Here is a 26,122-nt window from a genome sequence, read left to right as displayed (position 1 = left end):
GCTCACCGCGCCGAATCCATCAGTTCGCGCATCCGCTGCACCACTGGCGCCAGCCCGTCGAAGATCGCCTCACCAATCAGGAAATGGCCGATGTTCAGCTCCATCACCTGGGGGATCGCTGCGATCGGCACGACATTGTCGAAGGTGAGGCCATGGCCGGCATGCGGCTCGATGCCGTTGCGCGCCGCCAGCGCCGCCGCGTCGGACAGGCGCTTCAGCTCTACCGCCAGTTCGTCACCCGCCAGCTCGGCATAGCGGCCGGTGTGCAGCTCCACGACCGGCGCGCCGAGCCGGATCGCGGCGTCGATCTGCTTCGCCTCGGGCTCGATGAACAGCGACACGCGGCTGCCATTGTCGCGCAGCTTCGCGACCATCGGCGCCAGCAGCTCGAACATGCCCGCCGCATCCAGCCCGCCCTCGGTGGTACGCTCCTCACGCTTTTCGGGCACGATGCACACCGCATGCGGGCGGTGCTTCAGCGCGATTGCGAGCATCTCCTCGGTCGCGGCCATTTCGAGGTTGAGCGGCACGGTCAACTCGGTCGAAAGCCTTGCGATGTCGGCATCGGTGATGTGCCGGCGATCCTCGCGAAGATGCGCGGTGATGCCGTCCGCGCCTGCCTCGGCCGCCAGCAGCGCCGCGCGCACGGGATCCGGATAGCCGCTGCCGCGGGCATTCCGCACGGTGGCGACATGGTCGATATTGACCCCGAGGCGCAGCTTGCCGGTCATGCGGTGATCGCCCGGCTCCCCGGCTTGATCGCCGGGATCGCCGCCAGTTCGGGCGGCAGCTGGTCCGCGGGATAGGCGGGAACATCCAGCTTGGTCAGCGAGATCAGCGGCACGCCCACGTCCGCCTTGCCGTTCGAGCGATCAACGATGCAGGCGGCGCCGACCAGCGTGCCGGGGTGCTTGCGGATCGCAGCGATGCACTCGCGCGAGGAAAGCCCGGTGGTGACGATGTCCTCCACCATCACCACGCGCGCGCCTTCCGGGATTTCAAAGCTCCGGCGCAGCTGGAACTCGCCGTCCTCGCGCTCGACGAACACTGCCTTGCAGCCCAGCGCCCGCGCCGTTTCATAGCCCGGGATGATGCCGCCGATGGCGGGCGAGACGACGATGTCGATCTCGCCGAACGTCTCGCGAATCAGCTTGCCCAGTGCGCCGCACACCCGCTCGGTGCGGACCGGATCTTCGAAAATACGCATCTTCTGGAGAAATACGGGAGAGCGCAAACCCGAAGACAGGATAAAATGCCCCTCAAGCAACGCACCTGCGTCGCGAAATTCGTCGAGGATGGCGTCTCCGGTCAATGTCTGGGCTCCTGAAGTCAACGGTGGAACGATCCTTTAAGTGGCGGGGGCAGCCACCGCAACCGCACGCGAAAAAGGTTGAGCATGGCCTTTTCCCAGCTATACCTTTGGTACAAAGGGCCGCTAGGATGCCCCGGTTGTGCGTTCCTGGAGAGGGGTGACAACACCTTATGCGCAGTTTCTTGGTACCGTCGATCTTGCTGGCCACCGGTCTGGCCTTCGCTTCACCGGGACTGGCGCAACCCGCCGCCCCTTCCGCACCTGCACCTGCTGCCGCCGCAGCGCCGGCCGCCCCCGCGGCGCCTGCGGCCAAGGTTGCCGATCCGACGCTCGATGCCGCCGGCAAGCCGCTGCACCAGGCCGTACCCGGCGTGGGCGAGCCGGTGGACAAGGCCTTCTACCTCCAGCAGCAGGTGACCCCCACCGGGCAGGAAGCGCACTGGTTCCACAACACCATCCTGCTGCCGCTGATCACGATCATCTCGATCTTCGTGCTGCTGCTCTTGGTGTGGGTGATCGTCCGCTATCGCCGCGCCGCCAACCCCACGCCGTCGCGCACCAGCCACAACACCGCGATCGAGATCATCTGGACGCTCGCGCCGGTGCTGATCCTGGTGGCGATCGCGATCCCCTCGATCAAGCTGCTCGCCGCGCAGTTCAAGCCGGCGCCCAAGGGCGCGGTGACGCTGAAGGCGATCGGCAACCAGTGGTTCTGGTCGTACGAATATCCGGACAACGGCGGTATTCAGCTGACTGCGAACATGCTCAAGGAAGAAGGCCAGGTCGGCCAGGGCCAGCGCTATCGCACCGATGCGGACGGCCCCCGCCTGCTCGCCACCGATCAGCGCGTGGTCCTGCCCGTGGGCGTGCCGATTCGCCTGGTGACGACCGCGACCGACGTGATCCACAGCTGGGCGATGCCCGCCTTCTGGATCAAGCTGGACGCGATCCCGGGTCGGCTGAACGAGACAAGCTTCATCATCCAGAAGGAAGGCGTCTATTTCGGCCAGTGCTCCGAACTGTGCGGCGCGCGCCATGCCTATATGCCGATCGCGGTGGAGGCGGTTAGCCCGGCCAAGTTCGCGCAGTGGGTCGCCTCGAAGGGCGGCACCATGCCGGGCGCCACGGCCGAGCCCGCGAGCACGACCGCCATGGGCAACGACGCGACCGACGCCACCGCCAACGGCGCGATGGAGGCCGCACCCACCGTCGACGCCACTGCCACTCCGGCACCGTCCAACAAGCCTGCGACGGCGAATCCCGCCGGCGCCGGCAACACGGGCAACTGAGCCATGACTGATACCGCGCTCCCCTACACCGCCGCGCACGACCATGCGCATGGCGAGCATGACGCCGATCACAAGCCGGGCTTCTTCGCCCGCTGGTTCATGTCGACCAACCACAAGGACATCGGCACACTCTACCTGATCTTCGCGATCTTCGCCGGCATCATCGGCGGCGCGATCTCGGGCATCATGCGCGCCGAGCTGATGCAGCCGGGCATCCAGTACCTTCCCTGGTGGGTCGCCAAGCTGCACGGCGAAGGCACGTTCGACGAGGCGATGCACTTCTGGAACGTACTGATCACCGCACACGGCCTGATCATGGTGTTCTTCATGGTGATGCCGGCGATGATCGGCGGTTTCGGCAACTGGTTCGTGCCGATCATGATCGGCGCGCCGGACATGGCCTTCCCGCGGATGAACAACATCTCGTTCTGGCTCACCGTGGCGGGCTTCGTGCTGCTGATGCTCTCGCCGTTCGTCGGGGTGGGCGCGGGGACCGGCTGGACAGTCTATGCCCCGCTTTCCACCTATGGCGAGCCTGGGCCGTCCGTCGATTTCGCGATCTTCTCGCTCCACCTGGCGGGCGCGGCGTCGATCCTCGGCGCGATCAACTTCATCACGACGATCTTCAACATGCGCGCGCCGGGCATGACGCTGCACAAGATGCCGCTGTTCGCCTGGTCGGTGCTGGTCACCGCCTTCCTGCTGCTGCTGGCGCTGCCGGTGCTGGCTGCGGCGATCACCATGCTGATCACCGATCGTAATTTCGGCACTGCCTTCTACGATCCGCAATATGGCGGCGATCCGGTGCTCTACCAGCACCTCTTCTGGTTCTTCGGCCACCCCGAAGTCTACATCATGATCCTGCCGGGCTTCGGCATCGTCAGCCACATCATCGCGACGTTCAGCCGCAAGCCGGTGTTCGGCTATCTCGGCATGGCCTATGCGATGGTCGCGATCGGCCTCGTTGGGTTCGTCGTCTGGGCGCACCACATGTTCACCACCGGCCTGCCGGTGCAGGTGAAGATGTACTTCACCGCCGCCACCATGGTGATCGCGGTGCCTACCGGCGTGAAGATCTTCTCCTGGATCGCGACGATGTGGGGCGGCTCGATCAGCTTCAAGACCCCGATGGTCTGGGCGATCGGCTTCATCTTCATGTTCACCGTCGGCGGCGTGACCGGCGTCGTTCTCGCCAATGGCGGCGTCGACGACTATATGCAGGACACCTACTACGTCGTCGCCCACTTCCACTATGTGCTGTCGCTGGGCGCCGTGTTCAGTCTGTTCGCCGGCTTCTACTATTGGTTCCCGAAGATGACGGGGAAGATGTACAGCGAAGTGCTGGGCCATGTGCACTTCTGGGTGTTCTTCGTCGGCGTGAACCTGCTGTTCTTCCCGATGCACTTCCTGGGGCTTCAGGGCATGCCGCGCCGCATCCCCGACTATACGGACCAATATGCCTATTGGAACCACATGGCGACGGTGGGCTACATGGTGATGGCCGCGGGCATGGCGGTGTTCTTCGTGAACATCATCTACTCGCTGCTCGCCGGCAGGAAGGCGGAAGCCAACCCTTGGGGCGAAGGCGCGACGACGCTCGAATGGACGCTGTCGAGCCCGCCGCCCTTCCACCAGTTCGAGACGCTGCCCAAGATCGACTGATCGGACGGGGCAACCAAACCAGGGCCCTGGAGGGAGACCTCCGGGGCCTTTTCTTTTGCCGGGCCTGGCCTTGCCGCTCTCCGAATGATGTTGGTAACGGCCGCATGCTATACACGGCCCCGGACGCATCGTTCGCGCGTTCGGACCACTATGTTGCCCCTGGAGACCACCCCATGCGTACCCCCTATGCCGACTGGATGAAGATCGGCCTCGACAGCTGGATGCTGGGCATGGAGGCGTCGACGGTCATCGGCCTGCGCATAGCAAAGCTTGCGGCGGGCGGCCCGAATGCCGCCGCCGAAGCCCAGCAGATGGTCGCCGAGAAGATGCAGGCTGCGTGGGAACTGCAGATCGCTGCCGTCACCGGCAAGCTGGGCAGCACGCCGCACGCGCAGGCGAGCAAGACGCTGCGCCATTATCGCCGCAAGGTTCGCGCCAACGCCAAGCGGCTGGGCTGACAGGCCTCTTTCGCCCGCACGACACGCGCCGTATATCGGGAGCGATGATGTCCGTGACCAACGCCAATCCCGCCATGCCCGCCGATTGGCGCGATTTCCTTGCCCTCACCAAGCCGCGGGTGATGACGCTGGTCGTCTTCACCGGGCTGTGCGGCATGCTCGCAGCACCCGTGCCGATCCACCCGGTGCTCGGCTTCACCGCGATCCTGTGCATCGCACTGGGTGCCGGCGCTGCGGGCGCGCTCAACCAATGGTATGAAGCCGATCTCGACGCGAAGATGAAGCGCACCCAGGGCCGCCCGCTTCCCGCCGGCCGGATGGACCGGCAATCGGCGCTGCACTTCGGCGTGGGACTCGCGGCGTTCAGCCTGGTGCTGATGTATTTCGCGATCAACCTGGTCGCGACGCTGATCCTCGCGGTGTCGATCCTGTTCTACGTGTTCGTCTACACGATCTGGCTCAAGCGCCGGACGCCCCAGAACATCGTGATTGGCGGCGCGGCCGGCGCCTTCCCGCCGCTGATCGGCTGGGCGGCGGCGACCGGCAATGTCGCGACGCTGCCCCTCCTGCTGTTCGCGCTGATCTTCCTGTGGACGCCGCCGCACTTCTGGGCGCTCGCGCTGTTCGTGAAGACCGATTATGCCAATGCCGGCGTGCCGATGCTGCCGGTCGTCGCCGGTGAGCGCACCACCCGTGTCCAGATCGGCCTCTACACGCTGCCGATGATCGCCGCCGCTGCTGCGCCCTGGCCGCTGGGGCTGACGGGCATGATCTACGGCCTCACCGCCGCGGTGATGTCCGGCATCTTCCTCGCCATGGCGATCCAGGTCGCCACCCGGCGCACCGAGACCGAAGCCGAGGGTGGGGACCGTATGATCCCGGAAAAGCGGCTGTTCAAATTCTCGATATTGTATCTGTTCGTGCTATTCGGGGCGCTGGTGATCGACAGGTGGGTGGGATGAACGACTCACGCGGAGAGGATGTGATACGGATGCCGGCATCGGAGCTGGAGTTGATCCGCGCGCGCCAGCGTTCCCGGGCGCGCGTGATGGCATGGCTGCTCGGCGGATTCGTGCTGCTCGTCTTCGCCATTTCGATCGTGAAGATGCAGCTGGGTCACGGCGGATGAGAGTCAGCCGCAACCTGCGCGTCGGCCTGATGGGTGCCGTGCTGGTGTGCAGCATGACCGGGCTCGGCTTCGCGGCGGTGCCGCTCTACCGGATGTTCTGCGAGGCGACCGGCCTTAACGGCACCACCCAGCGGGGCCTGCGGGCCCCCGGCGCTACCGGCCAGAAGATCACCGTGGCGTTCGACAGCAATGTCAGCCCCAAGCTGCCGTGGAAGTTCGAGCCCGAACGCCGCGCCGACACGATCGACATCGGCGGCCGCGACATGGCTTTCTTCACCGCCACCAACACGTCCAACCGCCCGATCACTGGCACCGCGACATTCAACGTCACGCCGGCGCAGGTCGGGAAATACTTCACCAAGATCCAGTGCTTCTGCTTCACCCAGCAAACGCTGCAGCCGGGCGAGACCGTCCGCATGCCGGTGATCTTCTTCGTCGATCCGAAAATTCTGAAAGATCCCGACGCGCGCGACGTCGAGGAGATCACCTTGTCCTATACATTTTATCCAGTGGATTCACCGAAGACACCAAGCTAGCATCGCGCAAAATAGAGAGAGGATTGGGATACGCCCATGGCTGGAGCAAAGAACCACCAGTACCATATCCTGCCGCCGAGCATCTGGCCGCTACTCGGCTCGCTGGGCGGGTTGATCCTGGCCTCGGGCGCGGTGCTGTGGATGCACAAGATGGCGAACGGCACACTGGTGCTCACCACCGGCTTCGCGCTCGTGCTGCTCACCATGTTCGGCTGGTGGGGCAAGGTGATCCAGGAGGCGCATGCCGGCGATCACACGCCCATCGTGCAACTCCACCTGCGCTACGGCATGATCCTGTTCATCGCTTCCGAAGTGATGTTCTTCGTCGGCTGGTTCTGGGCCTGGTTCGATTTCTCGCTCTTCCCCTCCACCGTCGAGGCGGTTGGCGGCACCTGGCCCCCCAAGGGCATGGAGGTGCTGGATGCCTGGCAATTCCCGCTGCTCAACACGCTGATCCTGCTCTGCTCGGGCTGCACCGTCACCTGGGCGCACCACGGGCTGATCCACAATGAGCGCGGCGGCGCGTTGCGCGGGATCTGGGGCCTGATCGGCGTGGGTGAGAACGACACGGTGAAGAAGGGCTTGTGGCTCACGGTGATCCTCGGCTTCACCTTTAGCTGCCTTCAGGCCTATGAGTATATGGAGGCCCCCTTCCCCTTCAAGGCTGCGAGCGAGCATGGCTCGAGCTATGGCGGCGCCTTCTTCATGGCGACAGGCTTCCACGGCTTCCACGTGATCGTCGGCACGATCTTCCTCGTGGTAAACCTGGTGCGCGCCTATCGCGGCGACTTCACGCCCAAGCAGCATTTCGGCTTCGAGGCGGCGGCCTGGTACTGGCACTTTGTCGACGTGGTGTGGCTGTTCCTGTTCGCGTCGATCTATGTCTGGGGTGGCTGGGGCGCACCGGTTCACGCCGGCTGACGTGACAGCCCCCACACCCGATCCCGCCGGGGGCGGCAGCACCGCGCTGCCGCCCCCGATCGCATCCGGTCTGTACGGATGCTGCCCGCGCTGCGGCGCCAAGACGCTGTTCCGCAGCTTCCTGGCCTTTGCCGATCGCTGCCCCGCCTGCGGGCTGGAGTTCACTGCGTTCAACGTCGGCGACGGGCCGGTGGTGTTCCTCACCCTGGGCATCGGCACGCTGGTGACGATCCTTGCCCTGTGGCTCGAATTCAGCGTCTCTCCGCCCGTCTGGGTCCACCTGCTGCTCTGGCCGCTGGTCACGCTGGGCATGGTGGTGGGATCGCTGCGCGTGGCCAAGGGCCTGTTGCTCGCGCTGGAATTTCGCAACCGGGCCCATGAGGGCCGGATCGCCGAGGACTGAGATGCGCCGCGTGCCGCTGCTCCCCACCCTGCTGGTCGGCCTTGCAGTGGCAGCGATGATCGCACTAGGCTTCTGGCAACTCGATCGACGGAGCCAGAAGCAAAGCGCCCTGGCGGTGTTCGCGGCCAACACGATGCAGCCGACGATCACCGTCGAGAGCGGCGCGGCCGACGCTTCGCTGCTGTTCCGCCACGCCCGTTCGGCCTGCCAGTCCGTTACCAACTGGGCGCGCCAGGGCGGGCGGGGCGTGAAGGGCATGCAGGGCTGGCGGCAGATCGCCACCTGCCGCACCCATGCGGGCGCCACGCTGCTGGTCGACATGGGCGTAACGCGCGATCCGATGTTCCGCCCCCACTGGCCCGGCGGAGTGGTGAGCGGCACCCTCACCCGCGCGCCCGACCACCGCCCGCTGATTGCGAGCATGTTCAATGGAGCCCCACGGCCGCTGATGCTGGTCTCCGATCAGGCCGCACCGGGGCTGGAGCCGAGCACCCCGCCAGACATCGCCAGCGTGCCCAACAACCATCTGGCCTATGCGGTGCAGTGGTTCCTGTTCGCCGGGGTGGCGATCATCATCTACGCACTGGCCCTGCGGCTGCGGGCGCGGGGTGCGCCGCTGCCTGAGGTGCGGTGAACGCACCGCTGACCACGTGGAGATCGCGGCATGATTTCGGCCAGCACCAAGGCTTTAGCAGATCCCTTTTTGGCAATTGGCGAACGGCGGGCATCGGTGGCTAGCGGGCGTTGCCGCCGACAGGTAGCGGCATTGGTGCACCACATCCTGTATCGTGCGAAGGTCAGACACTATCTGTTTTGAAGGTCAAGATGGCTGTGACCGACATCTTCGCTCTAGGTTGCTTCTCGCAAGGTTGATCCGTCACCTCCAAGGTGAATGGAAGTTCATCAGTCACCGCTTCGCCTGCAACAACGTACGCCCGCTCCAAGGTCCCAGTGACCTCCACACCGCCGCCTGGACGGGGCCGGACGTTAGCAATGGGCCCCTCCCACTCTTCACGGTATGACCCTAGTCGGTGTGAGTATCGGGCACGCATGTCCAATATTCTTATCTTCCAAGAATCTCCTGAGAAAAGGAACGTATTCCGTTCTCGTGCCGGAGAAGCCGATGGCGCAATGATCACCAACGAGCAAACACTCGCAATGCGGATCAAAGATGCTAGCGTCATGGGACTCCTCGTAGCCAGTACAGCGAACGTCCGCAACTGGCCGCCAGCTGCGTTCGCTTCCGGCGCTGCCCGCGCCGATGGTCAGCGTTCTTCGCTCGCCGCCGGATAGACCTTCCCGACATGCGGCTCGCCTCGAGTCGCGGCGAAGGACTCCTGGCGCTGGCGTTCGCGGTAGCGCTCCCGGTCTTCGTCGCTGCGCTCCTCATGGCAGGCGGCGCAGCTCACCCCCGCCTCATATAGCGGCGAGCGACGGTCCTCGACGCTGACCGGGCGGCGGCAGGCGTGGCAGAGTTCGTAGCTGCCGGGCGCCAGGCCGTGGCCGACCGTCACCCGCTGGTCGAACACGAAGCATTCGCCGTCCCACAGGCTCTGCGCCTCGGGAACCTTCTCCAGATAGTTGAGGATACCACCCTTGAGGTGGAACACCTCCTCGATGCCCTCGGACTTGAGGAAGGCGGTCGACTTCTCGCAGCGGATGCCGCCGGTGCAGAACATGGCGACCTTGGGCGGCGTCTCGCCGCGCCCCAGCAGTTCCTCGCGGTGGGCGCGGAACCAGTCCGGGAAGTCGCGGAAGCTCCTGGTGTGCGGGTCGATCGCGCCGCGGAACGTGCCGGCGGCGACCTCGTAATCGTTGCGCGTATCGATCACAACCGTGTTCGGGTCGGCGATCAGCGCGTTCCAGTCCTCGGGCGCGACATAGGTGCCGACGCTCGCCAGCGGATCGATGTCCGGCTCGCCCATCGTCACGATCTCGCGCTTGAGGCGCACCTTCATGCGGTAAAAGGGCTGCTCGGCCGCGCGGGCATATTTCACATCCAGCCCGGCGCAGCCCGGCAGCGCACGAATATGGTCGACGACCGCCGCGATGGCCTCGTCGCTGCCTGCAATCGTGCCGTTCACGCCCTCGCGCGCGAGCAGCAGCGTGCCCTTCACGCCTTGGCCGCAGCAGAGTGCCGCCAGCGGGCCCTGCAGCACCGCCGGGTCATTAAACCGGGTGAATTGGTAGAGCGCCGCCACGCGGATCGGCAGGGCGGCATCGTCCGCAGTCTGAGTCATTTCGGCGGCTTTAGCCGAGCCGGGGCAATTATACCAAGGTTGGTTGCCGCGAGCGCCTTGCTTCCGGCCGTCATCCGGGCGGAAGCCGGAAGCCACTCGCCACTCGGCCCGGGAAAGAGGCTGGACGTAGACCCCAATGGATCCCGGCTTTCGCCGGGGTGCCGAGAGGTGAAAGTGCGGGCCGTCCCCGCCCGCGCACAGGGTTCAGACCATGAAGCTTTCGCCGCAGCCGCAGGTGCCCTTGGCATTGGGGTTGGTGAACACGAAGCCGGCGGTGAAATCGTCCTCGACCCAGTCCATCGTCGAGCCGATCAGGTACAGCACCGATGCGCCGTCAATAAAGAACAGGCCGCCGGGCGTCTCGATCTTCTCGTCCAGCGGCTTGGCCTCGCTGACATAGTCGACCGAGTAGGCAAGCCCCGAGCAGCCACGGCGCGGGGTGGAGAGCTTGACGCCGACCGTGCCTTCCGGCGCCTTCGCCATCAACGCGGCGATGCGCGCCTCGGCGGCGGGGGTGAGAAGCAGCGCGGCGGGGCGCTGGCGGGAGGTGGTCGCGGTGGTCATCGTCTCTTCCTGCCTTCTTAAGCCCCCCCTGAAGGAGAGGGGCTTAGATGGGTCACAACATCCCCAGTTCCAGCTTGGCCTCGTCGCTCATCTTCTGCGGGTCCCAGGGCGGGTCCCAGACGAGGTTGACATCGGCCGTGGCAATGCCCGGCACCGCGCTGACCCGCAGCTCGACTTCGCCCGGCATCGACTCCGCCACCGGGCAATGCGGCGTGGTCAGCGTCATGGTGATCGCGGCATGCCCGTTGGCCGTGATGTCGACGCCGTAGATCAACCCCAGGTCATAGAGATTGACCGGAATTTCCGGGTCATAGATCTCCTTCAGCGCCTCGATCACCGCTTCGTACAGCGGCCCGCCCGGCTCGCCGGCGCCCGGCTCGACGGGCTTCTGCGAAAGGAAGCCGGAAAGATAGTCGCGCTTGCGCTCGGCGGCGGGCTCGGCGACATCATCGACGCGCGCCTTGGGAGGCGCTTCGACCGCGTCTACCTCTTCCACCACGATCCTGCGTTCTTCGTTCATCCGAAGATCCTCGTCACTCGTTCGATACCTCGCACGAGCGCGGCGACGTCCGCCGGCCCGTTATATACGCCGAAGCTCGCCCGCGCGGTGGCGGGGACCTCCAGCAGCTCCATCAGCGGCTGGGCGCAGTGATGCCCGGCGCGGATCGCGACGCTGCCTTCGTCGAGGATCGTCGCGACGTCGTGCGGATGCACGCCTTCCACGGCGAAGCTGACGATGCCGGCGCTGTCCGCCGGCCCGAACAGCCGCACGCTGTTGATGCCCGCGAGCGCGGCGCGCGTCTCGGTCACCAGCGCGGTTTCGTGCGCGTGGATGCGATCCAGTCCGATGCCGTCCACATAGTCGATGGCGGCATGCAGCCCGACCACGCCGACGATGTGCGGGGTGCCCGCCTCGAACCGGCCCGGCGGCGGGGCATAAGTGGTTTTGGCAAAGCTGACCCGGTCGATCATCGATCCGCCGCCCTGATAGGGGGGCATCGCGTCGAGCAGGTCGTAGCGGCCCCACAGCACGCCGATGCCGGTGGGTCCGTAGAGCTTGTGCCCCGAAAAGACGTAGAAGTCGCAGCCGAGCTCGGCGACGTTCACCGGCAGCCGCGCGACCGCCTGGCAGCCGTCGATCAGGATTCTGGCGCCAACGCCGTGCGCGAGGTCGACCGCGCGGCGGACGTCGAGCACCGAACCCAGCACGTTCGAGACATGGGCGAGCGCGACCAGCTTGTGCTGTTCAGTCAGCATCGCCGCCATCGCGTCCAGATCGATGCGGTGGTCTTCGGTGAGCGGCACCACGTCGATCTGCGCGCCGATCTTCTCGGCGGCCATCTGCCAGGGGACGATGTTCGAATGATGCTCGAGCGCGGAGAGCAGGATGCGGTCGCCGGGCTTGAGCTGGGTGGCGGCGTAACACTCGGCAACGAGGTTGATCCCCTCCGTCGCGCCGCGCACGAACACCACCTCTTCGGTGCGGCCGCCGATGAACCTTGCCACGCGGGCCCGCGCCGCCTCAAAGGCAAGCGTCATGTCGGCAGAACGCTGGTACACGCCGCGATGCACTGTCGCATAGGTTTCGCCATAGCCGCGCGTAATCGCATCGAGCACGGGGCGCGGCTTTTGCGAGGTGGCGGCGGTGTCCAGATAGGCCCAACCCGCCGGGATCGCCGGGAAGTCCGCGAGAACGTCCAGGGGGGCGGCGGTCGCCAGCACGCTCACAGCGCCGCCTCCAGCCACGCCGCCGCATCCGCCGCAAAGACTTCGCGCACCGGCTCTTCGCCGATCCGCGCCAGCGCATCCGCCACGAAGGCATGCGTCAGCAGCGCCTTGGCCCGCGCGTCGGGGATACCGCGGCTCTGCAGGTAGAAGAGGGCGTTGCGGTCGAGTTCGCCCACCGTGGCGCCGTGCGCGCACTTCACGTCGTCGGCGAAGATTTCGAGTTCGGGCTTGAGGTTCACCGTCGCGGTGCGCTGGAGCAGCAGCCCGCGCAGCGACTGTTCGCCGTCGGTCTGCTGCGCCCCGCGGGCGACTTCCACTCGCGCGGCGAGGCTCGCCACCGACTGGTCTGCCGCGACTGCGCGCCAGATCTGGCGCGACGATCCTTCGATCTGCTCGTGCCGGACGGAAACGGCGGCTTCCTGCCGCTGCGTGCCGCTGGTGAGCAGCGCGCCCCCCATTTCAGCGAACGCGCCCTTGCCGGTGAGGGTCAGCGCGCCGTCGATCCGGCTGCCCATGCCCCCCGCACCAAGGAAGATCGACACCAGGCTTGCCGCCTCGCCAATCTCGGCCTCGTCGCGGATCGAGACGAAGCCGCCGGTCTGCACCAGCCGCACCGAACGCATCAGCCGCGCGCCCTTGCCGAGCGCGATCGCGGTCAGCCGGTTCGCCCAGCCGGTGCCGGCAAAGGTCTCCACCACCGACGCCACGGCATCGTCGGCCAGCAGGATGCGCGCGGGCACGTGATTTTCGCCGCCGGTGCCGAGATGTACGATCTGGATGCAGGTCGCGGCATGTTCGGGGCCGAGGTGCAGCGCCCAGCCCTCGCCAATGGCGAGGCTGCCGAGCGGGTGATCGGTCGCGGCGATCTGGCGCGTGACCTCCACCGGGCCGGGACGGCTATGCGCAGGCTCGAACACGCCGTCGACGAAGCAAAGGCGCGGGCCTTCGATGTCGAGAAACAGGTCCGCAGGGTCGATACCGGCCGGCGCCTGTTCGCTGGCGGCCGCAGCGCGCAGCGTGTCCATGTCGGACCAGCGCCATGCCTCGGCCCGCGTCGAGGGAAGGTCGAGCACGGTCACGCCGCCAGCGCTCCATAGCCTTCGCGCTCGAGCTCGAGTGCCAGTTCCGGGCCGCCCGAGCGTACGATGCGGCCGTCGGCCAGCACGTGGACGAAGTCCGGCTGCACATAATCGAGCAGGCGCTGATAGTGGGTGATCAGCAGCACCGCCTTGTCAGGCGCGCGCATGATGCGGTTGATGCCTTCACCCACCGCCTTCAGCGCATCGATGTCGAGCCCGCTGTCGGTCTCATCGAGGATCGCGAGCTTGGGGTTGAGGATCCCCATCTGCACCATCTCGTTGCGCTTCTTCTCGCCGCCGGAAAAGCCGACATTCACCGGTCGCTTGAGCATTTCCGCATCCATGCCGAGCGCCGCCGCCTGGGCACGCGCCAGCTTTAGGAACTCGGCACCCGAAAGCGGTGCCTCGCCCCGGTTGCGGCGCTGGGCATTGGCCGCCTCGCGCAGGAACTGGACGTTCGACACGCCGGGGATCTCGACCGGATACTGGAAGCCGAGGAACAGGCCGGCGGCGGCACGCTCGTGCGGCTCCAGCTCCAGCAGATCCTGCCCGTCGAAGGTCACGCTGCCGCTTGTGGCTTCATAGCCGTTGCGGCCGCCGAGGACATAGCCCAGCGTCGACTTGCCGGCGCCGTTCGGCCCCATGATCGCGTGCACTTCGCCCGCGTTCAGCGACAGGGTCAGGCCCTTGAGGATTTCCTTGCCGTCGACTTCGGCGTGCAGGTTCTGGATGTTCAGCATGGGTGTCAGATCGCCACGGTCACGAGAGAAAGGGTCTTGGGCTTGGCGCCCGCGTCATAGGCATCGACCAGGGAGCCGTCGGGCAGCTTCCACATGATCTTGTACTGCTTGGGCGCAGTGACGCTGGCCTTGATGTCGGCCTCGATCGCGTCGAGCACCGGCGTCAGCTTGTGCCAGGCGCTCGGCTGATAGGGCCGATCGTTGAGCAGCAGGCGCCCGGCCTGAAAGTCCGAATCAAGGAAGTCGCGGCACTGCTTGATTGCGCTCGCGACCTTGGCCGAACGCGCGCCCGCGTCCGCCGGCGCGGTGCCGATCGCGCGGACAATGCAGCGCGCATGGTTGGTCGCCGCGCCGAACTGGGCCGCGCTGTCGATCGCGACGCCGCCCTGGAGGGCAAAGGCTGCGGCGAGAAGGGCGTTCAACATGCATGATACTCCTGCGGGCCCGGAACGCGGCCCTGCGTCGTCGATACAGCAGCCGACATGAGCGCAGGCTGAGCGGAGGCGGCGGGATGAATCACCCCACCGACCCTTCGAGCGAAATGCCGAGCAGCTTCTGCGCCTCGACCGCGAATTCCATCGGCAGCTGCTGCAGCACTTCGCGGGCAAAGCCGTTGACGATCAGCGCCACTGCGGCTTCCTGGTCCAGCCCGCGCTGGAGCGCGTAGAACAGCTGGTCGTCGCTGATCTTGCTGGTGGTCGCTTCGTGCTCGATCTGGGCGCTCGGGTTTTTCACCTCGATGTACGGCACGGTGTGCGCGCCGCACTGGTCGCCAAGCAGCAGCGAGTCGCACTGGGTGAAGTTGCGGACATTCTCCGCGCTCGCAGCCACCCGGACGAGACCGCGATAGGTGTTGTCGCTGCGCCCGGCCGAGATGCCCTTCGACACAATGGTCGAGCGGCTGCCCTTGCCCAGATGGATCATCTTGGTGCCGGTATCGGCCTGCTGGCGGTTGTTCGTCACCGCCACCGAATAGAATTCGCCGACGCTGTTCTCGCCCGCCAGCACGCAGCTCGGATATTTCCAGGTGATCGCCGACCCGGTCTCGACCTGGGTCCAGCTCACCTTGGAGTTGCGGCCCTGGCACAGCGCCCGCTTGGTGACGAAATTATAGATGCCGCCCACGCCGTTCTCGTCGCCCGGATACCAGTTTTGGACCGTCGAGTACTTGATCTCGGCGTCGTCGAGGGCAACCAGTTCCACGACTGCCGCGTGCAGCTGGTTCTCGTCGCGCATCGGCGCGGTGCAGCCCTCGAGATAGGAGACGTACGCCCCCTTGTCGGCGACGATCAGCGTGCGCTCGAACTGGCCGGTATTCTCCGCATTGATGCGGAAATAGGTGGAAAGCTCCATCGGGCAGCGGACGCCCTCCGGCACATAGACGAAGGTGCCGTCGGAGAAGACCGCGCTGTTGAGCGTCGCGAAATAATTGTCGCGCTGCGGCACCACCTTGCCCAGCCACTTCTGGATCAGCTCGGGATATTCGCGGATCGCCTCGCTGATCGACAGGAAGATGACGCCCGCCGCCTTCAGCTCGGCACGAAAGGTCGTCGCCACCGAAACCGAATCGAACACCGCGTCGACGGCAACCTTGCGCGCGCCCTCGACACCGGCGAGCACCTTCTGCTCCTCGATCGGGATGCCCAGCTTCTCGTACGTCCGGCGGATTTCCGGATCGAGTTCGTCCAGGCTCGTGATCGTCTTCTTCTGCTTCGGCTCGGCGTAATAATACGCGTCCTGATAGTCGATCGGCGGCACGTTGAGCTTGGCCCAGTCCGGTGCCTCCAGCGTCTGCCACAGGCGGAACGCCTTCAGGCGCCAGTCGAGCATCCACTGCGGCTCGTTCTTCTTCGCCGAAATGTAGCGAACGGTATCCTCGCTCAGCCCCTTGGGCGCGAACTCCTGTTCGACGTCCGAGGCGAAGCCCCATTCATACTTCTTGTTCGCGGCGGCGAGCGCCTCTGCGTTCTTGGTGGCCATCAGAAAGATACCTGGCTTTCCCCGACAAGCGCCGGAGAAGGAGAAGAAGAAAGGTCGGTTCGGGAAGGTTCGCGCCCATGCACCGGCGCAGGCGCGGCCGCAAGCACCGGGGGATTGCTGAGGCTGGCGAGACTCACCTGAGCAAGGGCAGATCGCACCGCATCGCTCACCACGCCCCAGTGCGGCTTCACGCGACAGGCGCCCTCCACTGCACAGTCATGCCGGGCCGAGTCGACGCAAACGGTCAGCGCGATCGGTCCTTCGATCGCCTCGACGATATCGGCAAGGCTGATCGCCGCGGGCGGCCGGGCAAGCCTGAAGCCGCCACCGGTGCCGCGCGCGCTCTCGATCAGGCCGGCGGCCGATAGCTTGCTCACCAGCTTCTGTACGGTCGGGAGCGGCAGTCCGGTTTCACCCGCAAGCAGCGTAGCGTTCAGCCGGCACGACGCACCGCAGTGGCGCGCGGCGGCGGCCAGCATCACTACGGCATAGTCGGCAAGGCTCGAAAGACGCATCGACTCCCAATCAGACAAAGTTGATCCGATTGGGCATGTGGGCCTAGTGGCCGCTCAGGTCAACTGTCTCGGGGATCACATCCGGGAGAAAGTGGAACTTCTCGTTCTCCAGCGTCGCCGCCAGTACAGGATCGATGCCGTCCCGCAGCGACCCCGGGGTCTGACCGGTGAAGTGCTTGATCTCGTTGATCATGTGCGATTGGTCGGCGAACGGCGCCATCACCTCGTCCAGCGGCGCGCCCTGATGGATACGCATCGCGGCACCGATCGCGCGGAACTTGCGCCGGAGGTGATTGGGCGGGCCTGCGAAATATTCCTTGCAGAGCCGCTGCACCTGCCGCTGGCCCATGCCGGTTTCCGCTTCCATCGCCTCATAGAGCATGTCGATCGTCGGATCACCGGACGCCGCCCATTCGCGCACGATGCGCAGGAAGGCGATATGCGCACGCGGCACCCGCCGCGCGGCATCCAGCCTGCGAATCAGCAGCGGTTCGACGAGCGCCACCATCTCCTCCAGCGTGTCGAGCTGGCGCAGTTGCGCATGCAGCGCGTGGATCTCCGGCCCGAAGATCTCGCCGCCGTCCACCAGCCGGTCCGCCACCTGATCCGCCGGTCGGCCGATCAGCGTCCGCCAGCCGATGCCGCGCAGCGACAGGCCGAAACAGCGAAACGGCCCATCGATCCGGTAGGTCCAGTGTGCGGTGCCGGGGCCGTTGACCATTACCGGCAGCGTCGCCTCCCGGTGCCCGTCCGGGAAGACGACCTCGCCGCCGCCCTCCAGGCAGAAGCGCCATTGCCCCAGGTCGACGCGCTCGACGCCCTCGATGCACGGCGCGTCGATATGCGCGAGATAAAAGCTTTCGACATGGGGTATCAGCCGCCCGGCGGACGGTTGAAAAAGGATGTCGAATGGTCGGCGTGCCCCGGCGCGACTGCGCGCTGCAACCGCCACCTGGCCCTCGTCGGCGCCACGCATGCGAAGCTGTTCCCCTGTGCTTCGGTTCGTCGCACAGCGAGAGCATGGCCGCGCGAAAAGCGCAACGGAAAAGAGGCCCGGCCGGTTGCCCGGCCGGGCCAAAAGGAAAGGGTTCCCCCCGTTAAGCGGAACCCCTCGGGTCGCAGGGATGCTCTACCCGATTCGGGAGCCCCGGTATTGTACGGAATCGACATTCCGGCCTTTGACGACGTTTGCCTAGCGATGCATGAGCGGATCCATGGGCAAGATTTTTCGCGGCGCGGTCTATTCTCTCGATCCGGAGCAGGCGCATCGCGCGGCGATTCGCGCGCTCGCGTTGTGGGGCAGCATTGGCACCCCACTGGGCGGCGGACCCGAGTCGGCGGCGCCGGTCACGTTTGCAGGTGTCACCTTCCCCAATCGTGTCGGGCTGGCTGCAGGGCTCGACAAGGATGCCGAGGCGATCGCCGGCCTGTTCGGGCTGGGCTTCGGCGCGGTCGAGGTCGGCACGCTCACCCCGCGCCCGCAGCCGGGCAATCCCCGGCCCCGCCTGTTCCGGCTGGTCGAAGACGAAGCGGTGATCAATCGCATGGGCTTCAACAACGGCGGGATCGATGCGGCGCTGGCCCGCATCGCGGCATTGAAGAAGCGGCCCGGCGTGCTCGGCATCAATGTCGGCGCGAACAAGGATTCGACCGATCGCGTCGCCGATTATGCGCTGGGGGTGACCAAGGCGTCACGCCACGCGGACTATATCACGATCAACGTCAGCTCGCCCAACACCCCGGGCCTGCGCGACCTGCAATCGCGGCCCGCGCTCGACGAGCTGCTTGCGGCATCGCACGAGGCCCGGGGGAGCATCCCGTTGTTCCTGAAGGTCGCGCCTGACCTCGATCGCGCCGGGCTGGAGGGCGCGGTGCGCGCCGCGATCGACCATCATGTCGATGCGCTGATCGTCTCGAACACCACGATTTCGCGACCGCCGCTCAGGTCTCCCCACGCAAGCGAGGTGGGCGGCCTGTCGGGCAAGCCGCTCAAGGAACTGGCGCGCGCCAAGCTGATCGAGGCGGGCGAGATCTCCGGTGGGCAGCTGCCGCTGATTTCGGCCGGTGGAATCGACGGGCCGGACGAAGCGAAGCGACGCATCGACGCCGGCGCGGTGCTGGTGCAGGTCTATTCGGCGCTGGTCTATCGCGGCCCCGGCCTGGCACGCAGCATCGCAAGGGCGCTCGCCTGATCGCTTGCCTATGGGGCAAAGCGCGCTACCCCTAGGCGCATGAAGAAAACGGTCGCGCTGCTCCTCCTGCTGTTCACGCCGCTGCTCGCCCATGCCCAGGGCATGGTGAGCGCGGCCGATCCCCGCGCCGCCGCCGCCGGCGTCGAGATCCTGCGCGAAGGCGGCAGCGCCACCGACGCGGCGATCGCGACGATGCTGGCGCTAGGCGTGGTCGAGCCGCAGAGCTCGGGGCTGGGCGGCGGCAGCTTCCTGGTGCTGTACGACGCCAAGACCAAGGCAATGACGACGGTGGATGGCCGCGAGACCGCGCCGATGGCCGCCGACGATCACTGGTTCTACGATGCGGCGGGCAAGCCGCTCAGCCATTTCGCGGCGGTTCCGGGCGGGCGCAGCGTCGGCGTGCCGGGCGCGGTACGCGCGATGGCACTGGCGCACCGCACCTCGGGCAAGCTCGCCTGGGCGAGGCTGTTCGCCCCCGCGATTCGCCTTGCCCGCGACGGATTCGAGGTGACGCCGCGGCTCAACAATTCGCTTGCCCGCTTCTCCGGCCATGTCGATCCCGCCTATCGCGCGCTGTTCTTCGGCGCCGATGGCGCGCCGCTGCCGGCGGGGGCCAAGGTCCGAAACCCGGAGCAGGCGGCGCTGCTGGAGCGTCTCGCCACCCAGGGGCCGGACAGTTTCTATGTCGGCCCACAGGCGGCGAAGCTGGTCGCCACGGTCAACGGCGCAGCACGCAACCCGTCGAAGATGACCACGGGTGACCTCGCCGCCTATGATGCCAAGGCGCGGCCGGTGCTGTGCGGGCACTATCGCAGCTACAAGGTCTGCTCGATGGGGCCGCCCTCCTCCGGCGGGATCACGGTTCTGATGATCCTGGCGCAGCTCGAACGCTTCGACATGGCCAAGCTCGGCAAGGACTCGGCGACGGCCTGGCATCTCTTCGCCGAAAGCTCACGCTTGGCTTATGCCGATCGCGACCTCTATCTTGGCGACCCGGATTTCGTAGCCGTACCACTGAAGGGCCTGCTCGACCGCCGCTATCTGGCCAGCCGCTCGGCGCTGATCCATCCGGCGCGGACGATGGCGAGCATCGCCGCGGGCACGCCGCCGGGCGCACCGAAGCGCGTGCCCGCCAGGGTGCAGGAAGTCGCCGGCACCACCGATCTCGCCGTGGCGGACGGCGCCGGCAATGTGGTCGAAGTGACCACGACGGTGGAGGGGCCGTTCGGCTCCGGCCTGACCGTGGACGGCATGATCCTCAACAACCAGCTGACCGATTTCGACATCGTGCCGGTGAAGGACGGCAATCTCGTCGCCAACCGAGTCGAAGGCGGCAAGCGGCCGCGAAGCTCGATGGCGCCGACAATAGTGTTCGGGCCCGACGGCAAGGTGCGCCTCGCGGTGGGCGCGGCGGGCGGGTCGACGATCATCGCACAGGTGGCAAAGGCGATCGTCGGGGTGATCGACTGGAAGCTTTCGGCGCAGGACGCAATCGGCCTCGGCCTGCTCTATGCTCCGGGCAAGACCGGCATTGCCGAACAAGGCACCCAGCTCGATACCCTGCTGCCGGCATTGCGAGCGCTGGGCGAGGACGTTCGCTCGGCCCCGCTCGGCCTCAAGGCCAATGCGATCGAGCGGATCGGCGGTCGCTGGGTCGGCGCCGCGGATCCGCGCAGCGAAGGCGTGGCCATGGAGCAGGACGGCTCGACAACGGTTATACGGCGGGTGGGCGCGACGCCCAACCGCCCCTCGGAATGACGCGGGACGCTCGCAGGATAGAACGCGGCGCTCGCTGGGGAGAGAGAATGCGCAAGCTCGAACGTTTCGATAATCTGGTGGCGATGTTCTTCACGCGAGCCGCGGAGAAGGGCAATGCGCCGTTCCTGTGGCACAAGGCCGGCGGGACATGGCACCCGACCAGTTGGGCGGAAGCCGCGCGGCAGGTGGCGAGCCTCGCCTCCGCACTCAAGGCACTGGGCCTCAAGCCGGGCGACCGGGTGATGTTGGTCAGCGAGAACCGGCCCGAATTCTGCATCAGCGACCTGGCGATCATGGCGGCGGGCTGCGTGACGGTGCCGACCTACACCACCAACACCGAACGCGACCACCAGCACATCTTGGAGAATTCGGGCGCCTGTGCGGTGATCGTCTCGAACACCAAGCTCGCCAAGACGCTGCTGCCGGCGATGCTCCGCTCCTCCGCGGGGCGGATCGTGATCGGCATCGACGACGTCCGTCTCGGCCAGCAGGGCACGCTGGAGGTCCACGACTTCCGCGAACTGATCGCCGCGCACCCCACCGATGCCGCAACCGCCGCGGCCCAGGCGACGTTCCGACGCGAGGACCTCGCCTGCATCATCTACACCAGCGGCACCGGTGGATCGCCGCGCGGGGTGATGCAGCATCACGGCGCGATCCTGCACAATTGCCAGGGCTGCACCACGATCATCTCAGAGGATTTCGGCTGGGAGGACGAGGTGTTCCTATCCTTCCTCCCGCTCTCCCACGCCTATGAGCATACCGGCGGCCAGTTCTTCCCGATCGCGCTGGGCGGGCAGATCTATTATGCCGAAGGGCTGGAGAAGCTCGCCTCGAACATCGAGGAAGTGCGTCCGACGATCATGGTCGTGGTGCCCCGTTTGTTCGAGGTGCTGCGCACCCGCATCACCAAGCAGGTGGAGAAGCAGGGGAGCTTCGCCAGCTATCTGCTGGAGAAGGCGGTGGCGATCGGCGGGCGCAAGGCGGCGGGCAAGTCCGGCATTGCCGACGCACCGATGAACCTGCTGCTGAACGCCACACTGCGCCCCAAGCTCGCCAAGCGCTTCGGGGGCCGAATCAAGGCACTGGTCTCGGGCGGCGCGCCGCTCAACCCGGAAGTCGGCATCTTCTTCGAATCGCTCGGCCTCACTTTCCTTCAGGGCTATGGCCAGACCGAATCCGCGCCGGTCATCTCGTGCAACCGCCCCAAGGTCGGCCTCAAGATGGACACCGTTGGCCCGCCGATGGAAGACGTCGAGGTCCGCATTGCCGAGGACGGCGAGATCCTGGTGCGCGGCGAACTGGTGATGCACGGCTATTGGCGCAACGAGGCCGAAACCGAGCGCGTGCTGAAGGACGGCTGGCTACACACCGGTGACATTGGCGAGATCGACGCCAAGGGTCGCATCAAGATCACCGATCGCAAGAAGGACATCATCGTCAACGACAAGGGGGACAATGTCTCCCCCCAGAAAATCGAGGGCATGCTGACGCTGCAGCCGGAGATCCTGCAGGCAATGCTCTATGGCGATAAGCGCCCCTATATGACCGCGGTGATCGTCCCCGATCCCGAATGGGTGCAGGAATTCTGCGCCAAGACCGCGACGCCCTGCAAGTTCCGCAACCTCTCCCGCGACGCCGATTTCAAGGCAACGATCGGCGCGGCGGTGGAACGGGTGAACCGCGACCTTTCGGTGATCGAACGCGTGCGCAAGTTCATCCTCGCCGACGAGGCGTTCACCATCGAGAACGAGCAGCTGACGCCGAGCATGAAGATCCGGCGGCACGTGTTGAAGGCCGTCTATGCGGAGCGGCTGGACGGGCTGTACTGAGCGCCGTCCCGATTTGGGTATAGATTGGTATTTCATCAAACGGTCTTGATGTTGTCGCCGCGGCGTCATTGCGAACGTTTAGCCGCCCGGCCTGAGAAGCGTCCGCAGGACGCCCCGGCCACCAAGGGGGAAACCGATGAAGTTCCGCACCGGCAGCGCGCTGATCGCGCTGCAGCTCGCCTGCATGCCCGCCGCCTTCGCCCAGGCGCAGATGGACACCGCCACCACGCCGGATAGCGACGAGCAGATCGTCGTCACCGGCACCCGCGAGCGCGCACGCACCCAGTTCGACACGCTCGCCCCTGTCGACGTGCTGTCGAACGCGATGCTCGAATCGAGCGTCTCGGGGGACCTCAACGATACGCTGGCGCAGCTGCTGCCCTCGTTCAACGTCCAGCGCCTCCCCGCCGCCGACGGCCAGGCCTTCGTCCGCCCGGCGACGCTGCGCGGCCTGTCTGCCGACCAGACGCTGGTGCTGGTCAACGGCAAGCGCTTCCACCGCTCGGCGCTGCTCGGCACGCGCGGCGCGCAGGCGCCTGACCTGGCCGCGATCCCCGCCCACGGTATCGGCCGGGTCGAGGTGCTCCGCGACGGCGCCTCGGCGCAGTACGGCTCGGATGCGATCGCGGGCGTGATCAACATGCTGCTCGACGACAAGCCCGGCATGTCCGCCTATGGCCAGGCCTCGAGCTATTATGCCGGCGACGGCAACGAATATCAGGGCGGCCTGCGCGGCGGCATCGCGCTGGGCGATCGCGGCAGCATCGTCTTCACCGGCCAGTATGATCATGCCGAGGCGACCTCGCGCACCCGCCAGCGTCCCGACGCGATCGCCTTCCAGGCCGCCAACCCGCAGCTCGCTTTGCCCAACCCGGTGCAGCGCTGGGGCCAGCCCGATCAGGAGCGGATCGCCGGATCAGTCAACGCGCATGTCGACCTGGTCGAGGGCGCGACGCTCTACGCCTTCGGCACCGCGCAGAGCGGCGAGGGCGTGACCGACTTCAACTGGCGCAATCCCGCAGGCACCGCCTCGGTCTATGGCGCGAGCAGCGCGTTCCCGGGCTTCTCCTTCGCCAAGCTCTATCCCGCAGGCTTCACCCCGCGCTTCGGCACCCGCTTCGCCGATCATCAGGCGGTGGGCGGCGTACGCGGCGACGCCAGCGACCGCTTCCACTACGACCTCAGTGTCTCGCAGGGCAAAAGCCGGATCGACTATACGCTGGGCGAGAGCCTCAACGCCTCGCTGGGGCCCAACAGCCCGACCAGCTTCTATCTTGGCCGCCTGACCCAGCGCGAGTTCAACCTCAACGCGGATTTCGTCTACCGCCTGCCGGTGGGCCTCGGCGATCCGGTGAACGTCGCGTTCGGCGGTGAGCGGCGCGTCGAGACCTATCGCGTCGGCACCGGCGACCCCGCCTCCTACGCGGTCGGCCCGGGCGCGGCGACCGGCCTCGCCCCCAACTCCAACGGCTTCCCCGGCTTCAGCCCGGCACAGGCCGGCCAGTGGAGCCAGCGCAGCGTTGCCGGCTATGTCGATCTCGAATGGGCGCCGATCCAGAAGGTGACGCTCGGCGCCGCCGGCCGCTACGAGGATTTCTCGGCGTTTGGCGACACCTTCACCTACAAGCTGGCCGGCCGCTTCGAGCCGGTGCACGGCCTCGCCGCGCGACTGACCTATTCCACCGGCTTCCGCGCGCCCACCCCGGCGCAGCTCAACACCCGCCAGGTGACGCAGGGCCTCGACACCAAGACGCTGCAGGTGTTCAACCAGGGCCGCCTGTCGCCGACCGATCCGATCGCGGTGGCGCTGGGCGCCAAGCCGCTCAAGCCTGAAAAGTCCCGCACGCTGACCGCCGGCCTGGTCGGCCAGACCGATTTCGGCCTGGGCGCGACGGTGGACCTCTACCAGATCGACGTCGACGATCGCTTCGGCCAGTCGGCCACCTTTGCGGTGCCGGCGACCTTCGCCAACCCGGACCGGTTCACCTCGGTCAGCTATTTCACCAACGACTTCAACACCCGCACCCGCGGCGTCGACGTGGTGGTGAGCTATGCGCGCCAGGTCGGCCCGGGCAAGGCGAACGTCAGCCTCGCCTACAACTATAACCGCACGGAGGTGCGCGGCGGCAACAGCGCGTCGATCGCCAACGATACCCAGCGCCGCATCTTCCAGGAGCGCCTGCCGCAGCACAACGCGACCGGCACGCTCGGCTATGATCTCGGCAAGGTCGGCGTGATGCTGCGCGGCCGCTATTACGGCGCCTGGACCGACGTGACCGGCAATGCGACCGGCGAGCTGTTCCAGCGCTTCGGCGGCATCGCGCTCTTCGATGCCTCGGTGAGCGTCCACGTCACCAAGGCGCTGACGCTGCGCGCCGGCGCCGAGAATCTGTTCGACACCTATCCGGCGGAGGCGACCAACCAGGCCAATCGCGGCCTGATCTACTCGCGCAACGCCCCCTATGATACCGATGGCGGCCAGTATTATGGCCGGCTGGAGCTGCGCTTCTGATGCACCGCGTGGATCGTCGTTCGATATTGGCGGGGAGCCTAGTGCTCCCCGCCCTCGGCCTTTCCAGCGGAGCATGGGCAATGGACGACGACCCCTTTTGGCGCAGCATCGCGGCGCAGTTCACGCCGCCCACGGACGTGATCCAGCTGGAGAACGGCAATTGGGGAATGATGCCCCGGCCGGTGTTCGAGGCCTATCAGGCGCAGCTCGCCCGGGTGAACCGCGACACCAGCTTCTATGCCCGCCGGGGGCTGACCAAGGATCTGATGGCGGTACGCGACCGGGCTGCGGCGTCCATGGGCGTGGCGCCGGACGAACTGGTCCTCACGCGCAACGCCACCGAGGCACTGGAGACGTTGATCCTCGGCTACAACCGGCTCCAGCCGGGCGATGCGGTGCTGATCGCCGACCTTGATTACGACAGCGCCCAGGCATGCATGGCGAGCCTCGTCCGCACGCGTGGGGTGCAGCTGGTCAAGATCGACCTGCCCGAACCCGCGACCCGCCAGGCGGTGATCGACGCCTATGCGGCCGCGCTCGCCGCGAATCCTCGGCTGAAGCTGATCCTGCTGACGCATCTCAGCCACCGCACCGGGCTGGTGCTGCCGGTGCGCGAGATCGCCGCGCTGGCACGGGCGAAGGGCGCGGACGTGATCGTCGATGCCGCGCACAGCTGGTGCCAGCTCGACTTCGCGGTGCCCGATCTCGATTGCGACTTCGTTGCGGTCAACGGGCATAAATGGCTCGGCGCGCCGCTGGGCGTCGGCTTTCTCCACGTCCGCAAGGCGGCGCTCGGCAAGATCGACCGCCACCCCGCCAATGCGGCGGGCGGGCCGGACACGCTGTTCTCCAAGGTGCATCTCGGCACCTATGACTTCGCTGCAAGCATGACCGTACCGACCGCACTGGCGTTCCAGCAGGCGATCGGCAGCACCCGCCGGGCCGAGCGGCTGCGCGCCTTGCGGGACCGCTGGGTGATGCGCGCGCGGCAGATCGACGGGATCGAGGTGCTGACGCCTGACGATCCGGCATCGCACGGCGCGATCACTTCGTTCCGGGTGCGCGGCGTGGTGACGAGCGAAGCCAATGCCAGGCTCGCGGCACGCCTGCTCGACCAGCACAGGATCTTCACCGTCCACCGCGACGGGATCGCCGGCGGCGCCTGCGTGCGCGTCACGCCCGCACTGTTCAACAGCATGGCCGACATGGACCGCCTCGCCGAGGCGCTGCCCGACCTCGTCCGCTTCGCGCGCGGCTGACACGAAAAAGGCC

The 26,122-nt window shown here is 66.7% G+C and carries 27 protein-coding genes; 15 read left to right on the top strand and 12 right to left on the bottom strand.

Annotated features, from left to right (window positions below):
- Positions 1-2: 2 nt before the first annotated feature.
- Positions 3-731: a pyridoxine 5'-phosphate synthase gene (locus V7E00_RS19015; protein ID WP_333574234.1), complete on the bottom strand. Its 729-nt coding sequence runs from the start codon at positions 729-731 to the stop codon at positions 3-5.
- Entirely contained in the window at positions 728-1,312 is a 585-nt protein-coding gene (gene pyrE, locus V7E00_RS19010) for an orotate phosphoribosyltransferase (RefSeq protein ID WP_333574233.1), read from the bottom strand. Before pyrE ends, V7E00_RS19015 begins: the two co-directional genes overlap by 4 nt.
- Positions 1,313-1,482: 170 nt before the next feature.
- Here pyrE and coxB point away from each other — a divergent pair, with 170 nt between their 5' ends.
- The 10 genes from coxB (at position 1,483) to V7E00_RS18960 (ending at position 9,003) form a co-directional block, all read left to right on the top strand.
- Entirely contained in the window at positions 1,483-2,601 is a 1,119-nt protein-coding gene (coxB, locus tag V7E00_RS19005; protein ID WP_333574232.1) for a cytochrome c oxidase subunit II, read from the top strand.
- A gap of 3 nt (positions 2,602-2,604) precedes the next feature.
- Entirely contained in the window at positions 2,605-4,263 is a 1,659-nt protein-coding gene (ctaD, locus tag V7E00_RS19000) for a cytochrome c oxidase subunit I (RefSeq protein ID WP_333574231.1), read from the top strand.
- 173 nt (positions 4,264-4,436) lie between these two features.
- Entirely contained in the window at positions 4,437-4,721 is a 285-nt protein-coding gene (locus V7E00_RS18995; protein ID WP_333574230.1) for a hypothetical protein, read from the top strand.
- 44 nt (positions 4,722-4,765) lie between these two features.
- Positions 4,766-5,683, top strand: coding sequence for a heme o synthase (locus tag V7E00_RS18990; RefSeq protein ID WP_333574229.1), 918 nt, complete (start codon positions 4,766-4,768; stop codon positions 5,681-5,683).
- Positions 5,680-5,850, top strand: coding sequence for a hypothetical protein (locus V7E00_RS18985; protein ID WP_333574228.1), 171 nt, complete (start codon positions 5,680-5,682; stop codon positions 5,848-5,850). Before V7E00_RS18990 ends, V7E00_RS18985 begins: the two co-directional genes overlap by 4 nt.
- Positions 5,847-6,386: a cytochrome c oxidase assembly protein gene (locus tag V7E00_RS18980; protein WP_333574227.1), complete on the top strand. Its 540-nt coding sequence runs from the start codon at positions 5,847-5,849 to the stop codon at positions 6,384-6,386. The genes V7E00_RS18985 and V7E00_RS18980 overlap by 4 nt, the downstream gene beginning before the upstream one ends.
- A gap of 36 nt (positions 6,387-6,422) precedes the next feature.
- Positions 6,423-7,307, top strand: a complete 885-nt coding sequence (locus V7E00_RS18975; protein WP_333574226.1) for a cytochrome c oxidase subunit 3 — start codon at positions 6,423-6,425, stop codon at positions 7,305-7,307.
- Position 7,308: 1 nt separating this feature from the next.
- Positions 7,309-7,710, top strand: a complete 402-nt coding sequence (locus V7E00_RS18970) for a DUF983 domain-containing protein (RefSeq protein WP_333574225.1) — start codon at positions 7,309-7,311, stop codon at positions 7,708-7,710.
- A 1-nt stretch (position 7,711) separates the two neighbouring features.
- The gene (locus V7E00_RS18965) at positions 7,712-8,344 is read left to right on the top strand and encodes an SURF1 family protein (protein ID WP_333574224.1); all 633 of its coding nucleotides are present in this window, start codon (positions 7,712-7,714) and stop codon (positions 8,342-8,344) included.
- Between the two features lie 416 nt (positions 8,345-8,760).
- Complete coding sequence (locus V7E00_RS18960) at positions 8,761-9,003, top strand: hypothetical protein (protein ID WP_333574223.1); 243 nt, start codon at positions 8,761-8,763, stop codon at positions 9,001-9,003.
- On the opposite strand, the gene trhO is transcribed toward V7E00_RS18960, so the two are convergent.
- The 10 genes from trhO to V7E00_RS18910 all read right to left on the bottom strand — a co-directional run bounded on the left by trhO (position 8,976) and on the right by V7E00_RS18910 (position 17,532).
- Positions 8,976-9,950, bottom strand: coding sequence for an oxygen-dependent tRNA uridine(34) hydroxylase TrhO (gene trhO / locus V7E00_RS18955; RefSeq protein ID WP_333574222.1), 975 nt, complete (start codon positions 9,948-9,950; stop codon positions 8,976-8,978). The genes V7E00_RS18960 and trhO overlap by 28 nt on opposite strands.
- Before the next feature lie 204 nt (positions 9,951-10,154).
- Entirely contained in the window at positions 10,155-10,514 is a 360-nt protein-coding gene (locus V7E00_RS18950) for a HesB/IscA family protein (RefSeq protein ID WP_333574221.1), read from the bottom strand.
- A 52-nt stretch (positions 10,515-10,566) separates the two neighbouring features.
- Positions 10,567-11,034 carry an SUF system Fe-S cluster assembly protein gene (locus V7E00_RS18945; RefSeq protein ID WP_333574220.1) on the bottom strand — a complete coding sequence of 156 codons (468 nt, stop codon included), beginning with the start codon at positions 11,032-11,034 and terminating at the stop codon, positions 10,567-10,569.
- Entirely contained in the window at positions 11,031-12,242 is a 1,212-nt protein-coding gene (locus V7E00_RS18940) for a cysteine desulfurase (protein ID WP_333574219.1), read from the bottom strand. The genes V7E00_RS18945 and V7E00_RS18940 overlap by 4 nt, the downstream gene beginning before the upstream one ends.
- Positions 12,239-13,321, bottom strand: coding sequence for a SufD family Fe-S cluster assembly protein (locus V7E00_RS18935; protein ID WP_333574218.1), 1,083 nt, complete (start codon positions 13,319-13,321; stop codon positions 12,239-12,241). Before V7E00_RS18935 ends, V7E00_RS18940 begins: the two co-directional genes overlap by 4 nt.
- Positions 13,318-14,061: a Fe-S cluster assembly ATPase SufC gene (sufC, locus tag V7E00_RS18930; protein WP_333574217.1), complete on the bottom strand. Its 744-nt coding sequence runs from the start codon at positions 14,059-14,061 to the stop codon at positions 13,318-13,320. The genes V7E00_RS18935 and sufC overlap by 4 nt, the downstream gene beginning before the upstream one ends.
- 5 nt (positions 14,062-14,066) lie before the next feature.
- Complete coding sequence (locus V7E00_RS18925) at positions 14,067-14,486, bottom strand: hypothetical protein (RefSeq protein ID WP_333574216.1); 420 nt, start codon at positions 14,484-14,486, stop codon at positions 14,067-14,069.
- Between the two features lie 91 nt (positions 14,487-14,577).
- Entirely contained in the window at positions 14,578-16,041 is a 1,464-nt protein-coding gene (gene sufB / locus V7E00_RS18920) for a Fe-S cluster assembly protein SufB (RefSeq protein WP_333574215.1), read from the bottom strand.
- Complete coding sequence (locus V7E00_RS18915) at positions 16,041-16,556, bottom strand: SUF system Fe-S cluster assembly regulator (protein WP_333574214.1); 516 nt, start codon at positions 16,554-16,556, stop codon at positions 16,041-16,043. The genes sufB and V7E00_RS18915 overlap by 1 nt, the downstream gene beginning before the upstream one ends.
- A gap of 43 nt (positions 16,557-16,599) precedes the next feature.
- Positions 16,600-17,532 carry an AraC family transcriptional regulator gene (locus V7E00_RS18910; protein ID WP_333574213.1) on the bottom strand — a complete coding sequence of 311 codons (933 nt, stop codon included), beginning with the start codon at positions 17,530-17,532 and terminating at the stop codon, positions 16,600-16,602.
- A gap of 238 nt (positions 17,533-17,770) precedes the next feature.
- Between V7E00_RS18910 and V7E00_RS18905 the strand changes: the two genes are divergently transcribed.
- The 5 genes from V7E00_RS18905 to V7E00_RS18885 all read left to right on the top strand — a co-directional run bounded on the left by V7E00_RS18905 (position 17,771) and on the right by V7E00_RS18885 (position 26,109).
- Positions 17,771-18,748 carry a quinone-dependent dihydroorotate dehydrogenase gene (locus tag V7E00_RS18905; RefSeq protein ID WP_333574212.1) on the top strand — a complete coding sequence of 326 codons (978 nt, stop codon included), beginning with the start codon at positions 17,771-17,773 and terminating at the stop codon, positions 18,746-18,748.
- Positions 18,749-18,787: 39 nt separating this feature from the next.
- Positions 18,788-20,506 (top strand): gamma-glutamyltransferase, encoded by a 1,719-nt coding sequence (gene ggt / locus V7E00_RS18900; RefSeq protein WP_333574211.1) that lies wholly within the window; start codon positions 18,788-18,790, stop codon positions 20,504-20,506.
- A gap of 47 nt (positions 20,507-20,553) precedes the next feature.
- Positions 20,554-22,338, top strand: a complete 1,785-nt coding sequence (locus V7E00_RS18895) for an AMP-dependent synthetase/ligase (protein WP_333574210.1) — start codon at positions 20,554-20,556, stop codon at positions 22,336-22,338.
- 136 nt (positions 22,339-22,474) lie between these two features.
- On the top strand, positions 22,475-24,850 hold the full coding sequence (locus V7E00_RS18890; RefSeq protein WP_333574209.1) for a TonB-dependent receptor plug domain-containing protein: 2,376 nt from the start codon (positions 22,475-22,477) through the stop codon (positions 24,848-24,850).
- A complete protein-coding gene (locus V7E00_RS18885) occupies positions 24,850-26,109 on the top strand; it encodes an aminotransferase class V-fold PLP-dependent enzyme (RefSeq protein WP_443019223.1) in 1,260 nt (419 codons plus the stop codon). Before V7E00_RS18890 ends, V7E00_RS18885 begins: the two co-directional genes overlap by 1 nt.
- Positions 26,110-26,122: the final 13 nt, after the last annotated feature.

The sequence above is a fragment of the Sphingomonas sp. genome (assembly GCF_036731925.1).
GTDB lineage: Bacteria > Pseudomonadota > Alphaproteobacteria > Sphingomonadales > Sphingomonadaceae > Sphingomonas.
This window is presented reverse-complemented; position numbering and strand designations above follow the sequence as displayed.